Origin of the sequence: Longitalea arenae, from assembly GCF_016924755.1 — a bacterium.
GTDB lineage: Bacteria > Bacteroidota > Bacteroidia > Chitinophagales > Chitinophagaceae > Niastella > Niastella arenae.
Genome location: NZ_JAFFJX010000005.1, coordinates 303,193 through 320,069, shown reverse-complemented (window position 1 = coordinate 320,069; position 16,877 = coordinate 303,193). Strand labels below are relative to the sequence as shown.

Below are 16,877 nucleotides of genomic sequence, written 5' to 3'. Positions count from 1 at the left end.
GATCGTTGTGTTGCCTCGTTGCCTCAGTAACCCGGGTTCTGAACGAGATATCCCTTATTCACTTCCGTCTGCGGAAAGGGATTCAGGTATTGTTTGGGCGCCCAGAGGGCGGTATAAATCACCTTATCGGTATAATTGGTATTACCGGTCAGTTTTACTGCCGCACCATTGTTAAACGACATGGCGCGGATCGGTCCGCCGAGAATGCCATTGGCGATATTGGGCAGCTTCCAGTGTTTTACATCGTGCAGGCGGTAATTTTCATCGTAGCATTCGACCGCCCATTCCCGTTGAATGATCGCACGCAACCTGATTTGATCGGTCTCCGTCACCATCGGCAATCCGGCCCGTTGACGGATCTTGTTCAGGCGGTCCAGCGCTTTTTGCGTTTGTCCCACTTCATTCCAGGCTTCCGCCGCTGTTAAATAGGCGGCTGCCAGCCGGAAGATGGGAAATTCGAACCAGGCACGGCCACCCGCTTTTGCATAGAACTTCACAATGCGGGCACAGCCAAAACCGGGTCCCGACCCGAAGGTGCTGTTGTTCCTCCAGTTGGCATCTCCGGGATTGTTCCAGGCATCCATTTCCCAGGGTTGAAAAGTGGATTTGAACCTTGCTTCCATCTGGTTCATTTTGGCGGTATAGTCGGAAAAAGGCAGCGTGGTGCCGGCATCCGGCCAGCTTTGATTGGATCCATCTGCTTTATAATAATTCTCGAGTTGATTCGTGGTGAGCACATTGCCCTGGGCCTCCCATACCCGGCAATTGTAAAAGGCGTTCATGGGTAAATTATTCCAGTTGCCGGCATCGAACAAGACATCGTTCTTGAACTTAAAGGCCAGCAATACCTCCGCATTCGAGGGTACCGATGTAGCTGTGCCGTAATCATCGAGCGGATTACCGGTATTGATGATATAGGCGCCCCCGCTTGTTTCTGCTTCTGTGATCAACGCTTCTGCAGCCTGGGCGGCAACCGTCCAGCGGTTGGCATCAGTATTCCCCAAACAGATCAGGTTATTGTTAGCGCCCATGTCGAGGTAGGGTGTACCGGTATTGAACAGTGGCCGGGCTGCATGCAGGAGGGCTTTTGACCTGATGGCCAGGGCTGCGGCTTTGGTCATTCTGCCGGTCCAGGTATCAGGCCATTTTGAAGGAAGAACAGCAGCCGCCTGGTCGCACCAGGAAACAACGGAGTCGAGCACCTGCTGCAGCGGACTGCGGGGAATGGCCAGTGAATCCGTTGCTTTCAAACTACTGCTGACAATGGGCACGCCTCCGTACATAATGAACATTTGCTCATAGCGGTAAGCAATAAGCGCCTGCATTTCTGCCTTTACAATGGCCTTCTCCCCTTCCGGCATATCGGTCACTTTGTCGATATTCTCTTTAACCAAGTAGGCCTGGCGAATGGGCGGAAAATTCATGACATAGCCGTCCATATCTTCATTTACACCGCTGGCGCTCATGCCGTTCAATACAATGTCCTTGGCCATCGTCCAGGAAAAACCGTAGTTCATGCCGCCGGAGAGGTTTTCCTGCAGCATGGCATTCCACCAGTTCTTCCAGGGCAGGCCCTGCCCCAACGCATTCCGGTATGCATTGGCGATAGCGCCCTGCGCTTTTACGGTGGTCGTGAACACGGAATCTACCGTGGTAGCGTTCGAGATGGGCATCTGTAAGAATTCTTTTTTACAGGCGCTCACGGCAATGGTTATTGCCGGTATTATTAACAAGCGGATCTTATTTCGCATGGCAGTTTCATTTGGTTATTTGTTAACCGTGCCGCGGTTTTGAACCGTGACATCGTTTCGTTAATTAGAATTGAATGTTCAGTCCGGCATTGAAGGTGCGGGTAAGCGGGTACAGGTAACCCATACTGTTTTTACCGGCATCGGCCTGTTCCGGATCGATACCTTCCAGAATTTCCTGGTCCCAGGTGAGCAGGTTATTTCCATTTACATAAAGGCGAATGCCCCTGATATGCGCCCGTTTCAATAATGCAGCCCGCTGCTGGAAGGTGTAACCGATCTCCAAGTTCTTCAGGCGCCTGAAGTCGTTATTCTTCAGCCAGAAACTGCTTAACGGATTATTGTTCGCCTGGCCGCCGCTGAAAGAAATCGCCGGGTAAGAGATCTTCTCGCCATTGGCCAATTTCTCGGCCGTCCAGCGGCCATCATAGGCATACTGCAGCACCTCGCCTACATTCTTGGCGAATGGTGAACTCAGTATATAGCCAAATTGCGGAAAGGACCCTTTGGCCGTGCCAATGAAGAGGGCGGAAATATCGAATCCTTTATAAGAGAATCCCACGGTAAGATTATACGCTACCTGTGGCAGATTGCTGTAACCGATAGGCACCAGGTCTTTTTCATCGATGATGCCATCCCCGGTCACGTCGCGGTATTTGAGGTCGCCGAGGCGGGCATTGGCGCTGAATTTATTAAAGGGCCGGTTGTTCAACTCACGTTGCGTATTATAAAATCCATCAGTTATAAGGCCTTTATACTGCCCGATGGAAAAACCGGTCACATTCATCCATTCATACGGGAATGGCGCTTCTGCCTGGTATTCGATCGTATTGCGGGCAAATGAATAGTTTCCTTTAATGTAATATGAAACCTTACCAATGTCATCGTTCCAGCCAGCTTCAATCTCAAATCCCTTATTACTTACACGGCCCAGGTTCAAAGGAGGTGTTGAACTTTGCGGAACGCCGTAGTTAGCGGGTATTATGCCTGATGTTACGAGGATATTATTCCGTTTTTCCCGGAACAGCGAAGTAACGAGCGATAATTTATTATTGATGAATTTGAGTTCTGCCGACAGGTTTGTTTTGCGGGCACGCTCCCAGGTAACCTCGGGATTACCTAAGGTTGATTCGGTAGCGCCGGCAAAAAATGGATTGCTGGTAGAGCCGTTGCTGTTGCCAAACCAGTAACCGCCCGCATTGGTAGACCAGGTATTGGGCAGGTAAAGGTAACGCCGGCCGCCGATCTGGTCGTTCCCTACTTCACCATAGGAGCCCCTGAACTTTACCCAGGTGACCCATTTGTTTTGCGGGAAGAATTTCTCATTCGATACTATCCAGCCACCGGAAACGGCCGGGAAATAACCGAAGCGCTGCGATGGTGCAAAGTTCTCGGTACCGTTTATTCCCATATTGAATTCCACCAGGTAGCGCTCCCTGAAATTATAGGTGGCGCGGCCAACCAATCCCATTAAACCGGACGGTGTGTTGAAAGCCTGAGCGTTCCCGCCTGCATTGGCGGCTATATAACGCTGTGCATTGCCGAGAAGCAAACCAGCAAGGTTGTGCCCGCCAAAACTGCGGCTGTAGTTGACGGCGGCTTCTATATACAATTTTCGCCAGGAACCATTGCCCTGGTTGTCGGCCGTGGAAGCTGGATTTACCTGTCCGCCAATAAAAATGATATTGGCCGGGTTCGAGGGATCGCGCATCGCACTGTACTGAGGAATGGGATTCGTTTGCGAGTAACCTTTCGTATAGCTGTCGTCATAGGCAACGGTGGCATGCGCTTCGAGCCCTGGTGTAAGATAACCCATGGTATGGCGAAGCGTTACCGCGCTATTGAGTGTGGTCGTGTACATGGTGCGCCAGCCCGCTGTCAATAACTGGGCCAGCGGCGTATAACCGGTGCCGCCTTTCAATCCCAATGGGTTGGTGGGATCACCACCGAGCCCGATGAAACCGGTCACCAGTTTGCCATCGACAATACCAGGGCCGCTGAACGGACTGTTCTCCAGAATATTCTGGATGATCGCCTGGTAACGGTTGGCAAAATCTCCTGATGAAGAACCGGCGCCGGGTACGCGGTTCACGCCCGACTGGCCGCCGATATTAAAACTCAGCTGGAAATTCTTTGTAACATCGATGTCGAAGTTCGAGCGGAAATTATACCGTTTATAAACAGGGTTATTATTGGCGCCGCCATACGTGGTGTTGGACAAAATACCTTCCTGGTGAAAATAGCCCAGTGATGTGAAGTACTTTACCCGGTCGGTACCGCCCGATACATTCAGATTGTATTGCTGTTGCCGGCCTGTGCCGCCAAACTGCTCCTTATAATAATTATGGCTGGTATAATACAGGGCCGGACTGTTCTTCAACGCCTCTTTTTGTTCAGCACTTAGGTGGCTCATGGCATCTACCTGCGCCGGCGTATAATCGCGGTTGTGTTCAAATTTCCATAATTCATCATCGGTGAACAGGATATTATCGAAACTGCGGTCGCCCGAAGCCTGCGCATTGCGTATGGCTTCATTGCGCAATAAGGCAAACTGGTATGAATTGAGGGTTTGAAATAAAGCGGCCGCTTTGGTATATCCCTGGTTTGCCGAAAAGCTGAACTGGGGTTTGTTCAGCCGGCCTCTTTTGGTAGTGACGATAATAACGCCATTAGCGCCCCGGATGCCATATACCGCCGTGGCCGACGCATCTTTTAAGATACTGATGCTTTCGATCTCATTCGCATCCATGGCATTCAGGATAACAAAAGGCTGTTCGGCCGGCTGCTGCACCCCGTCGATCACAATCAGCGGATCCTGCCCGTTCAGGGTGGCGATACCCCTGATGCGGATAGACGTGGTATTCAATCCCGGTTCACCCGTAGCCTGGATGCCGCTGATGCCGGCCGTACGGCCAATAAGCATGTTGGTGATATTGGCCACCGGGGTTTGAACAAGGTCTTTGCCCGAAATAACACCCACCGCCCCGGTGACCGTGGGTAATTTTTGTTTACCGTAACCTACGACCACTACATCGCTCATCTGGAAATTGGGATTTTCGGCCAGCTGAATATTGAGTGTGCCACCAGCGGTCACTTTCTGTGACCGGGTATAATACCCAACATAGGAAAATTGTAAGGTGGCACCGGCAGGCACGGCGATGGAGAAACGGCCCAGGCTATCACTTACCTGGGATTGTGTTTTTTCAACGATGGTAATAGTAGCATGCGGCAGGCCTTCGCCTTTTTTACCCTTGATAACGCCCTGCACCCGCACGGGGTCCTGCGCGTGCGTTAGCAATGATGTAAAACATAACAGGCCGCTGAATAGAAAAACAAGAAAATGACTGGGGGGAAAATGTTTGCGCCTTCTCATATGGCAGTTTTTAATAAAGCATCGTTTTGGTTAACATAAAGCGGTGCATATTTGCAACCAACGCTTTATGAATACTAAAATATCCCCCTTCCTCCGGGCGCTACAGGGGGGAATTTGCTTTATAAGAGGGTCAAATTGGTAAAAAAGAGGGCGGTTGCCTGGTGCCGGTTACCAGTTGCCGGTTGCCAGTTACCGGTTGGCCGGTTACCAGTTACCAGTTGCCGGTTGCCAGTTACCAGTTGGGCGGTTGCCGGTTGCCGGTTGGCCGTCTTCCATTGAATCTCACGATTCCCGCTTAACGTGATATTGATCATTAAAAGAATGCCTGTACTTTTTAATGTACTCAGAAGGATTCATGCCGAACAGCTTATTGAACTGGGTCCTGAAGTATTTGATATCACTGATGCCCACTTCAAAGGCCGCCTGGTTGACGTTATAGTCGCCTTTCAGCATGAGCTCGGCCGCTTTGCGCAGCCGGATGTACCGGATGAAATTGGTGATGGACTGGCCGCTCAACAACCTGATCTTTTTATACAGGTTCGAATGGCTCATGCCGATCTCCTTTACCAGCACCTTGATGCTGAAATTATCATCATGCAGGTGCCGTTCAACGATAGCAATGCATTTTTCGAGGAACTCCCGGTAATCTGCAGACACTTTCAGGCTGTTCTGCTTCAGGGTAATTTCATTGAAGAAGTAATTCCGCAGCTCGTGGCGGGTCTTGAAGATATTCTCGAGTTTCGCCAGCAGCAGGTCTTTATCGAAAGGTTTGGTAACGTACAGGTCGGCGCCCTCTTCTATGCCCTGCAATTCCGTTTCACTGGCCTGTGAAGCCGTCAGCAACACCAGGGGAATATGGTTCAGGGCGGCATCCTTCTTGATCTTTTTACAAAGTTCAATCCCGTCCATGCCATCCATCCTGATATCGCTGATGATCATATCGGGGACAGTTGACTGAACCAGCGTAAACGCTTCCTGGCCATTTTCGGCTTCCATTACCTCGTATTTATCTTTCAACATTTGCTGCAGGTATTGCCGGATGGCTTTATCGTCATCGGCGATCAAAACCCGGCGCCGGTCGGTCACCTGCAGACCGGCTTTGCCCGCTGAGTGATCTGCCTCCCTTTCTTCCTCCACCGGCTCTTCCATCAGCTCATCCAGGATAACCGCTTCCTGTTGCGCTTCGTCGAGAATGGTGGCATTGCCCAGGTGTGCTTTGCCTTTGTGCAGCGCAATGAAGAAACTGGTGCCCGCGCCTTCTTCCGTTGTAAAAGTGATCGTTCCCTTATGCGCTTCAATAAAATGACGCACGAGATAAAGCCCGATGCCAAAACCAGGTATTAGCGGTGCGCGCGCGGTAGTAACCTGGTAAAATTTTTCAAAGAGGCGTGCGGTGGCTTCGGCCGGAATACCACAGCCCGTATCCTGCACCTGCAATTCAACCGTATTACTTAACTCCTGCACTTTAAATGTAATGGCGCCACCCGGTGGCGTGAACTTGATGGCGTTGGAAATAAGATTGTACAACACGATCTCCATTTTCTCACGATCAACATATAATTGCAGCTCGGGGTTATCACAAACAAAAACATATTCCAGGTGATGCGATTTGGCCTGCTGCACAAAACACAGGTACACTTCATGGCAGAGCTTATAGAAATTATGTTTGGCAAAGGTCATTTTATCGGCATCCACGTCTGCCTTCCTGAAGATCAGCAACTGATCAACCAGGCTCAGCAAACGCCTTGCATTGCGATAGACAATGCTCAGGTCCTTTTCATCGCCGGCGGCCCCTCCCCTGCGCAACATATCCTTGATCGGATTAATGATCAGCGTTAAGGGCGTGCGGAACTCGTGGGAAATATTGGTGAAGAAAGAATGTCTTTTTTCATTGATCTCTTTTTCCTTCTCCGCATTGATATGGGCCAGTTTTATTTCGTATTCCAGCTTCGACTGCCGGCTGCGGTACCGGTAATAGATATAAATGAGGGTAGACAATATACAAACGTATAATCCATAAGCCCACCAACTGCGATACCAGGGTGGCAGGACCCTGATGCGGATCGTGGCTTCCTGTTCATTCCAAATGCCTTCCGCATTCGTTGACCTTACCCGCAACCAGTAGCTGCCTTCACTGATATTATTATAATTGATCGTACGCACATTACCGGCATAGTTCCAGTGTTTATCCCAGCCCTGCAGGAAATAGGCGTAGTTCACTTTTTCGGGCGATGAATATTCCAGCGCGGTGAAATGAAAAGAAAGTATGGCCTCATTATAGGGTATCCGTAATTCAGTGATGCGGTCGCCGCCCACCTTCACAATACAGCGCGGCACTTCCGCCAGCGGTTTATTATTCACCCAAATGCCCGTGAACAGCAAGGTGGGCATAAAGCTGCGGGTTTTCACCTGTTGAGGATAGAAGAGGTTGAAGCCATTGATGCCACCGAATGCCAGCTCGCCTGTATGTAAACGAAGCGCTGCATTATACGAGAACTGGTTACTTTGCAAACCATCGCTCTGGTAAAAATTATGGAATACTTTTTTAACCGGATCAAATTTCGACACACCGTTAAACGTGCTGATCCACAAATAACCGCTGCTATCTTCAAGGATATTCAGCACGGCATTATTGGTGAGACCATCTTCTGCAGCATACCGTTTTATAACCCTGCCTGTATGCCGGTCAAAGAGCAGCAATCCGCCGCCTTCTGTTCCTACCCAGAGGTTTAAACGGCTGTCCTCGAAAATGGCCCGCACCGGTTTGCCGGTTTCATAGCTGATATGCTGCAGGTTTTGTTTGTTAAGCCGGATGAGTTGCCGCGCATTGCCCACCCATAAAGCGCCGCTATGATCTTCTGTAATGGCCATAAGGTCATTCAAACCCGGATCAAATACCTCAAAGCGGTTCTGCGCCCGGTTGAAGCGGTATAATTTTCCATTGCCGAATGTGGTAGCCCAGAAGTTACGGTCCCGGTCTTCATACAAAAGGCATACATTTTTATTTTCTTCACCGTTGGCATTGATACATTTATAGTGTTCAAACAAACCGGTGCTGCGATTGAAACGGTTGATGCCACCGCCGAAAGTAGCGATCCAGGTATTACCAAGCCGATCCTGCCGGATACAGCTGACCGAGTTATTACTTAAGGAAAAGGCATTCCCCGGCTCATGACGGAAATTCGAGAAGCGGTTGCGGGTACGATCCCAGATGCTCAGGCCACCGCCATCGGTGCCTATCCACAGCTGCCCCTGTTTATCTTCATAAAAGGAGGACACGAAATTATTGACTAGGCTGTTTGGGTCGAACGGATTATGCGTAATTGTCCGGAACCTGCTCTTATGCACATCCATAATATCTATTCCGCCTTTCAAAGTGCCCATCCATACCCTGGATTCTTTATCCACCAAAATAGCGTATACCGATTCGCTTGAGAGCTGATCATTGCTTTCGCCGGGCAGCAAATACTGAAAGGAAGCAGTGGGTTTATGCAGAATAGAAACGCCGCCCCCCATGGTGCCGATCCATAGATTCTCCTGCGCATCGCTGCAGAGGCTCACGATCCTGTTTGTAGTTAACCCGCCTGCGCCCTCTGTATAATGTTTGATGAGCTGGTTAGCGGCGATGTCATACTGATACAGCCCTTCTTCGGTTCCCAGCCAGATAGATCCGGCCCCATCCACTTCCATAGTGCTGACGCCCTTCAGTGAATTATTTACCACCTCAATGGAATTACTGCGCTGGTTGAAAAGGCATAAACCGGCGTGCTGAATGAAAAGCCAGACCCTCCCCGACCGGTCCACGTAAATGGACTGTACATTATACCAGGGCGTTTCTTTGCCGTTGACCCGTGCGGTCACCTGCACGGCAGCATCAGCACCCTGCTTTTTCAGGAACAATCCCCAGCCATTGGTTCCCATATATACATTACCGCTTGCATCGGATTGAATGATATTGATGCTGCAGTTGATCTTTTGTAGCTGCGCAGGGGCGTAGGTGGGATGAAAGTACACCGGTGAAAAACGGTCGAAGATGCGGTTGTACACAGCGATGCCCTGCCCGGTGCCTACCCATAAATTATTAAAGCGGTCTTCATGAATGGTGTAAATGTAATTGTGCGGAATGGAACCGGTATCATTGAGCTTGTTGCGGAAAACCCTGAACCCGTAGCCATCATAACTGTTCAGTCCATCGTAGGTGCCAAACCACATCAGGCCATGATGATCCTGGTAAATGCATTGAACAGAGTTGTTCGACAGCCCTTGTTGAATACCTAAATGCGTAATGGCGGAACCGGGGTTGGCCCATACCATGCAGGAAAAGCATAATGGTAGTATAGCATAGGCGATATACCTGCAAAAAATTCCCATAAGCGTTCTGGTTGCAATCGTTAGGTCTCCCGTATACGTTCAGCAGGAGTACATGGTTATGAATTGTAAATCTAACAATTTTGTTGGGAACCTCAATGGTCAATGGTCAATGGCGCAGCGTCAGCCCTGAATGGTGGTTAGCGGCCGGCAGCTTTACACATATAAACAAACCCATATCTGACAGTGCATGGTGAAATTGGTTACTGCGCACTGAAAGCAGATCTCAGGAGCCCTAAATCTCGAAATCTCTCCCTATTTTTATTTAATGATGCGCCGCCGCAAAAACCCCTTTCTGCTTATTGGATCTCTTTTTATTTCCTCTTTCTGTATGGCGCAGGAATGGCGTATTAAGACCGACAGCCTGCTGAAAGCCGGTCAACAGGCAGGAACCCCAGTACAAAAAGTAAAATACCTTACAGAGGCGGCTTTTATTTTTTTATTACAGAACCCCGATACGGCGATGTTATTGAACAATGAAGCGGAAAGTATAGCCGCCGCCAGCGGTAACGATACGGCGCTGGCCATGGTGTATGCAGGCAAGAGCGCCGTATACCTGATAAGGGATAACAACGCCATGACCCTGGAATATGCCTTAAAAGGATTGACCATCAGCGAACGTACCCCCCTGCCGCCGGATGTGCTTGCCGCCATCTACCGGAAACTGGGATATGTATACCGCAACAACAATCAGTTTACAAAATGTATAGAAGCCTATAAAAAAGCGCTGGTGTATTCGGAAGCCTCGAATAACCGGTACGATATGGCCACCACCTCTTCGAACATCGGGAATATCTTCAACAGCTTTAAACAATATGACAGCGCGCTGGTGTACCACGCCAAAACGCTCGAATTTGCCCGTGCCGGAAATTATAAAGACATCATTGCGCGAACCTATATTCAGATCATCAATTCATACAATGCCCTGAAACAATATGAGCGCTCTTTTCAGGCAGTAGCTGATATGCGGCCTTATCTGGTGCTGCGGGAAGTGACGCCGCTGACAAAAGGATTGGCCTATACGAAGATCGCCAGCCTCGATATGCAGCATGGCCCGCCGCCGCATAAACTGGCAGCCATGTACCTCGATAGCATGAAGCGCCTCATGGCCACCACTTCACCAGGTAACGACAACCTTATTGAATATTACCTCAACCGCGCCCTGCTGGAATTCAGCCGGGATCAATATGATTCGGCCTCCCATGCACTGGAAAAATACCATGAGCTAAAAAAATGCGGGATGATGAGATCATCAGCGGCCATGCCCAGGAGTTGGATGCCCGTTATGAAACCGGTAAAAAAGACGCCCAGATAAAAGACCTGGATCAGCAAAACCGCCTGCGCAAAAAATTATTGTTCATCTCCCTGAGCGCTTCCGCGATCTTTCTGGCCTTGTTGTTTTGGGTATGGCAGCAGAATAAGAAGATCAAAAAGCAGGAAGGCCACCTCAACTACCTGATGAAAGAGCTGCACCACCGCGTTAAGAACAACCTGCAGATCGTGAGCAGCCTGCTGAATTTGCAAAGCGCCAAAATAGAAGATCCCCAGGCGCAAAAAGCGCTGATGGAAGGTCAGCACCGGATAGAAGCCATGAGCCTGATCCACCAGAAACTGTATCAAACGAAAACAAGCAGCCGGGTGAATATCGGTGAGTTCATTGCAGCATTATCGGAGAACCTGATGTACGCCTATGGCTATAAAACCCACAACTTCCACCTGCAATTAAACATAAGCGTACAGGAACTGGAAGCCGATATGGCGATTCCTGTAGGACTTATCCTCAACGAAGTGGTGACAAATGCATTTAAATACGCTTACAAAGAGGTAAGCGAACCTGCATTACATATTTCCTTACTGGAAAAAGCCGGTAAACTGCAATTGACCATCGCCGATAATGGCCGGGAACTTACGGAGAAAAGCTGGCGGTTATCTGCTTCCTTCGGCCGGCAGTTAATACTTTCGCTCACCCAGCAACTGGACGGAACTTTGCAGCTGAACTGTGATGCCGGTGCTGTATTTACATTTACATTTCCGCTTAAACCTGTACAAGCATGAACGAAAAAGTTAAGATCCTGATCGTGGAAGATGAGACCATTGTAGCGCTGGACCTTTCGATGCGCCTGCAAAAAGAGGGCTACGAGGTGGCGGGTATTGCCGCAAACAGCGACGATGCTATTGCTCTTTTCACCGAACAGAAACCGGACCTGGTGTTGATGGATATTAATATAAAAGGTAAAAAAGACGGCATAGAAACCGCCGCTGCGCTAAAAAAGATCCAGGAAGTTCCATTGATCTTTTTAACCGCTTTTTCCCAGAATGAATATATCAACCGCGCCAAAGCCGTCAATCCATCGGCTTACCTGGTAAAACCGTTCAATAACGACAGCTTGCATACGAGCATCCAGATCGCCATTCACAATTTCGCCGTATTGGGTAAACCCACGGAGCCACCGCCCCCGGCTGCAGAAAAAGAAGATCAGGCCAGGGAGACCCTGCTGTTCTTCAATAACTATTTTTTTGTAAAACACAATTACCGCTTCAACAAGTTCTCGCTCGATGAACTGCTCTTTGCCGAAAGCGATAACAATTATATCAAGCTGGTTACCACCAATAAGAAAATAGCATTGCGGGTGTCGCTGCAATACATTGCCGACAAATTCAACCACCCGGCCCTGGTACGGGTGCATCGCGGATTTATTGTGAACATCAAGAACATTGACAGCTTTAACGAGGAAGAGATCATTATTGGGGCGCACCAGATCCCGATCGGCAGGAATTATAAAGATGATTTTCTGAAAAGCTTCCGGTATTTGTGATGAAGGTTAAGCGGCCACGGGTGTAACCATGACAGGGATGTACAGGCACCTGTGCCAAAGTATAACCGGCCATGGTCTGGAACCGTGACATCGTTGAGGCCGCCTGTAATATTTTGCGGCAAAAGCTTGCATACGATGGTATAATTGCTATTTTTATTGTCAATCCAGTACCAATATCCCTTGTATGCAAGTTGAAAGTATGAAAACCACCCGTAACCTGGCCATTGTGTATTCAGAGGCCGCCTCCGGCTCCCATGCTGCCGCTACCGCCTTACACCAGGTATTGCAGGCACAACAACCACACTGCCGCGTACGTTTAGTGAACATTACCGAAATATTCGACCATTTTCCCGCCTTTGGAAAGATCATTCGCAGCGGTATCCATTACTTTAACTGGCAATTGAAAGCTGACCGCTCCTTCGACCTGCGCGGACTGGTTGACGGCGCCTTGTTGGTGCATGACCTTATTGGCCGCAATGGCATTCGCAAGATGGCCGCATTCTGGCGATCCTTTTATCCCGATGTGGTCATTTCTGTGACGCCGCTGTTCAACCCGGTCTTGTATCGCAGCGCCATGGCAGTGAATCCCCATGTACAATGTATAACCATACCGGTAAACTTCCATGAAATGCGCAGCCGCTACTGGTTTACGCCCAAAGTAAAACAGTACTATCTCAATGCAACGGAGCAGTTGCAGCAACAGGCTGCCAAAGCCGGGATACCGGAACAATACCGTATTCGCATCGACGGCATGCCCGTTCATGAAAGCGCCTATGAAGCCGTACCGGCCGACCGCGCTTTTCAATTGCGATCGATCGGACTGAATTCCGAATGGCCGGTAGCGCTTTTGTCGTTTGGTGCACAGGGCTCGCGCAAAATACTGGCTATTATCCGCGCGTTGGCCAAAGAAAAGCGGCACCTGAACCTGATCGTTCTCTGCGGTAAGCATAAAAAACTCTTCGGCAGGATAAACGCCCTAAAGCTTCCCTTCCCCGTAGCTGTTTACAGCTATTTACCCCAAACGCCCTTGCTCTTCCTGCAACTGAGCGATCTTGTTATTGGCAAAGCCGGCGCCATGACCATTTCCGAAGCGCTGATCACGCAAAAACCGCTGATCGTGCTGAAGAGCAGAAGCATGCGGCCCCTGCAAAAAGCGCAGGAAGACTGGCTGACGCAAAGCGGGACCGGGATCGTGGCAAACTCGCCATCTGTAATCGCCAGGGCGGTAAATACCATGCTTACAAACGGAGCGTATAAGCAAAGGATGGCGGCGCATCAACACCGGGCCATTTACCAGGCAGCAGCTTTGGTAGAAAAGATCGGCAGGCTGAACCAGGAACAGCGGATTGCGGTTGGTAAACTGATCAGTTGATAAAGTTGATAAAGGGAAATATTCCTGGTTGACGAGTTGACTGGTTGACGAGTTGACGAGTAGCAGTCCTGACCTGACAGGTATGCCACCCAGAAGTGCATTTTTTCCATTCCCATCATTCAAAGAACTGCTAACCGGTTATCGAACGTGATCATCACGCTCGTCCGCACAAATCTACCATCAAACCAACAGGAAAAAAGCGTTCAACACTCAGCTGGAGCCGCAAAGGGTATATTAGAGCCGTCATGGGCCATTTTGTGCCGCAACAGGTATAAAAAGGCCGTTTTAGGTCGGGACGGACTGCATTGCTCCTAATAATCAACACCCTACTTTACAGCATAAGCAGCGGGTCATCGAAGCACTGTTGCCAAAAATTCGTATGGGCATTTAGGATGTTTATCAATGAAACAGCACTTATTTCTTCGGGATTTCTTCGGGTCTTCCCAATGGGAACACCCGCTTTTCGCTGGGATATCCCGAAGAAATCCCGAAGCCGCCTTAGCGCAGACCCGGCGCAGACCGGGAGAAATGGTGGAGATGGAGGCAGGCTGCTGTATGAACGTTGCGACAATTACATGGATTGGCTTTTTCATAAAATATTTTCGCATAGCCTTCAAATAATTTACATAGCCGATTTTCCAATAAACGTGCAGTTTTGGACAATAAACGTGCAGTTTTGCCAATAAGCGTGTAAGTGACTAATAACTAGCAAATGCATGTGAGAAAATAGGTGCCTGAATGGACTGCTCAAGCGAATATTAAATCAATCAAATGTGTTAATTTGTCGCGATTTTAATTATCATCCAGGAATGACCTACTGCAAACCCCAGCCAACATTAAAAGGGAAAGTTCCGGCTTTTACCTTAACGGAAGTCCTAGTCGTACTAATCATCATAGGGATCCTCATATTACTTGCCCTGCCTAACTTAATGCCTTTGATCACCAGGGCCAAAAGCACAGAAGCCAAAATTCAATTACAGCATATTTATACGCTTGAAAAGAACTTCTTTTTTGAAAAATCCAATTATTCGCGCGACTTTAACGAGATCGCTTTTGAGCAGCAAAAGTTAACAGGCCAGGGCGGCCAGGCGAATTACAAGATCGACATCATTGAAGCCACCAATAATACGTTCAGGGCTCGTGCGGTATCAACGGTAGATTTCGACGGTGATGGTGTATTTAACGTTTGGGAGATCGATAACAATAAAAATTTAACCGAAGTAACGCCTGATTAAGTTTTATGCACTGGTTCCTCTTTTTAATACTGCTGATACCAGCCGGATTGGTCTTTTACCAGGATCTTTCATCCCGGTCTGTATTGTGGTATTTATTTCCCCTGACTGCCGTCCTGGGCTTTATAAACTCCCATCTTCAAACCGGCTCCTGGAAAGAAACACTGGCCTACATTTTTATTAATAGCGTATTTGTGCTTTTGCAATTTGTTCTGCTTAAACTTTATTTCAGCCTGAAGAACAGGGATGTCACGTCAAAACTGATCAACGGGAAAATAGGCCTGGGTGATCTTTTATTCTTGTTAGCCGCCTGCTTCTTTTTCTCGCCCTTCAACTTCCTGTTGTTTTATTGCAGCAGTTTGCTCTTTGCCATCAGCTTTCATTGGTTGTTCAATAAGGTCTTTAAAACAAATGCATTGGCTGCTACCGTACCGCTCGCCGGTTGGATGGCTATTTTTTTAATAGTATATATCGCCTTTTTACAGGTAACGAATAACGGGCTTACCAAAGATGATTGGATCCTGAACTATCTATTGTACACATGAACGAACCGATAACAATAAACCAGCAAACCGCTTCCCTGATCACGACTAAACAGGCATGGCATTACCGAATCGTGCCCATGGAGAGTATGAACGGAGCGCTGCAGTTTTATACCGACGAAGCCACCAGCTACCCCAGCCTTGCTGACGAGCTTGAATTACTCATGGGAAAAAAAGTTTCGCTGCACAAAATAAACAGTGAAACGATCCAACAGTTACTTGAATCTTATTATAAGAAAGAACAGCAGGACGACCGGCAGCAAAATGCCTATTATCATGGCGATGCCGATTCTTTTTTGATGCACCTGATCGGCGAAGCAAAAAGTTTACGCAGCAGCGACATACATATAGAAATATTTGAAGAAAAATGCCGGGTGAGAATACGGATCGACGGCATGCTGGTTCAACGCTATCTCATCGATAAAAAGCAATACCCTTCGCTCATCAATAAAATAAAAATTACGGCCAACCTCGACATTGCAGAGAAAAGACTGCCGCAGGACGGACGTATTTTCTATACACACCAAAACCTCAAATTCGATATCCGGGTTTCCATTCTGCCCACCCTGCATGGAGAAAAGATCGTGCTGCGCTTACTGAGTAACGATGCTACCAATATCGACATCAATTCATTGGGATTCTCGCCATTCGACCTGCACAATTATTTGGATGGCATAAAGCGTCCCAATGGGATCCTGTTGATCAGTGGACCAACAGGCTCAGGGAAAACAACCACCCTGTATGCCACCCTGAAATTGTTGAACAAGGACACCCGCAATATTACCACCATCGAAGACCCTATTGAGTATACGCTGGAAGGAATCAACCAGGTTCAGTTAAAAGAGAGCATTGGCCTTACGTTCTCAACATCCCTCCGAACTTTCCTGCGCCAGGACCCCGATATTATTATGCTCGGCGAGATCCGCGATACGGAAACCGCCAATATGGCCATACGTTTTGCCCTCACCGGCCACCTGGTATTATCTACCATTCACACCAACTCGGCCTGGGGCATTATATCAAGGCTGGTAGATATGGGTGTGGCTCCTTATCTGCTGGCAAGCACATTGAACTCAGCTATTGCGCAACGCCTTGTACGTCTATTATGCCCTTCCTGCAAAGTGAAGGCGCCCTTTAACGATACTTTGTTCCCGAGAAAATTTGCGCCCTATAGAAAATTACAGGAGCACTATTTACCCGGGGGCTGCGATAAATGTTTTAATACCGGGTATAAAGGACGTAAAGCGGTATACGAAGTGATACCGATCGACGAAGACCTTGTAGGCCATATAAAAGCAACCGAATACAATGTAAGCGCGCTGTTACAATCAAAGGGCATTAAAAGCCTTTCGGAAAACGCGTTTGAATTACTGGAAGCCGGTGAAACGAGTATAGATGAAATCTATTCCTTACTAATAAATTAACC

The 16,877-nt window shown here is 48.6% G+C and carries 11 protein-coding genes; 7 read left to right on the top strand and 4 right to left on the bottom strand.

Annotated elements, in window-relative coordinates; all coding sequences use genetic code 11:
• Window positions 1-23: 23 nt before the first annotated feature.
• The 4 genes from JT717_RS13955 to JT717_RS13940 all read right to left on the bottom strand — a co-directional run bounded on the left by JT717_RS13955 (window position 24) and on the right by JT717_RS13940 (window position 9,492).
• On the bottom strand, window positions 24-1,751 hold the full coding sequence (locus JT717_RS13955; protein ID WP_205511094.1) for a RagB/SusD family nutrient uptake outer membrane protein: 1,728 nt from the start codon (window positions 1,749-1,751) through the stop codon (window positions 24-26).
• A gap of 64 nt (window positions 1,752-1,815) precedes the next feature.
• Window positions 1,816-5,121, bottom strand: coding sequence for a SusC/RagA family TonB-linked outer membrane protein (locus JT717_RS13950; RefSeq protein ID WP_205511093.1), 3,306 nt, complete (start codon window positions 5,119-5,121; stop codon window positions 1,816-1,818).
• A 119-nt stretch (window positions 5,122-5,240) separates the two neighbouring features.
• Window positions 5,241-5,435, bottom strand: coding sequence for a hypothetical protein (locus JT717_RS13945; RefSeq protein WP_205511092.1), 195 nt, complete (start codon window positions 5,433-5,435; stop codon window positions 5,241-5,243).
• A complete protein-coding gene (locus JT717_RS13940; RefSeq protein WP_205511091.1) occupies window positions 5,404-9,492 on the bottom strand; it encodes a hybrid sensor histidine kinase/response regulator transcription factor in 4,089 nt (1,362 codons plus the stop codon). The genes JT717_RS13945 and JT717_RS13940 overlap by 32 nt, the downstream gene beginning before the upstream one ends.
• 265 nt (window positions 9,493-9,757) lie before the next feature.
• On the opposite strand from JT717_RS13940, the gene JT717_RS13935 reads away from it, so the two are divergent.
• From JT717_RS13935 to JT717_RS13905, 7 genes are all read left to right on the top strand, one after another.
• Window positions 9,758-10,804, top strand: coding sequence for a tetratricopeptide repeat protein (locus JT717_RS13935; protein ID WP_205511090.1), 1,047 nt, complete (start codon window positions 9,758-9,760; stop codon window positions 10,802-10,804).
• Window positions 10,723-11,544, top strand: a complete 822-nt coding sequence (locus tag JT717_RS13930; RefSeq protein ID WP_205511089.1) for a sensor histidine kinase — start codon at window positions 10,723-10,725, stop codon at window positions 11,542-11,544. The genes JT717_RS13935 and JT717_RS13930 overlap by 82 nt, the downstream gene beginning before the upstream one ends.
• Window positions 11,541-12,305: a response regulator gene (locus JT717_RS13925; RefSeq protein ID WP_205511088.1), complete on the top strand. Its 765-nt coding sequence runs from the start codon at window positions 11,541-11,543 to the stop codon at window positions 12,303-12,305. Before JT717_RS13930 ends, JT717_RS13925 begins: the two co-directional genes overlap by 4 nt.
• A gap of 184 nt (window positions 12,306-12,489) precedes the next feature.
• Window positions 12,490-13,677 carry a glycosyltransferase gene (locus JT717_RS13920; protein ID WP_205511087.1) on the top strand — a complete coding sequence of 396 codons (1,188 nt, stop codon included), beginning with the start codon at window positions 12,490-12,492 and terminating at the stop codon, window positions 13,675-13,677.
• 809 nt (window positions 13,678-14,486) lie between these two features.
• Window positions 14,487-14,912, top strand: coding sequence for a prepilin-type N-terminal cleavage/methylation domain-containing protein (locus JT717_RS13915; RefSeq protein WP_205511086.1), 426 nt, complete (start codon window positions 14,487-14,489; stop codon window positions 14,910-14,912).
• Window positions 14,913-14,917: 5 nt separating this feature from the next.
• The gene (locus JT717_RS13910; protein WP_205511085.1) at window positions 14,918-15,454 is read left to right on the top strand and encodes a hypothetical protein; all 537 of its coding nucleotides are present in this window, start codon (window positions 14,918-14,920) and stop codon (window positions 15,452-15,454) included.
• Window positions 15,451-16,875, top strand: coding sequence for a GspE/PulE family protein (locus tag JT717_RS13905; protein ID WP_205511084.1), 1,425 nt, complete (start codon window positions 15,451-15,453; stop codon window positions 16,873-16,875). Before JT717_RS13910 ends, JT717_RS13905 begins: the two co-directional genes overlap by 4 nt.
• The last annotated feature ends 2 nt before the right edge of the window (window positions 16,876-16,877 follow it).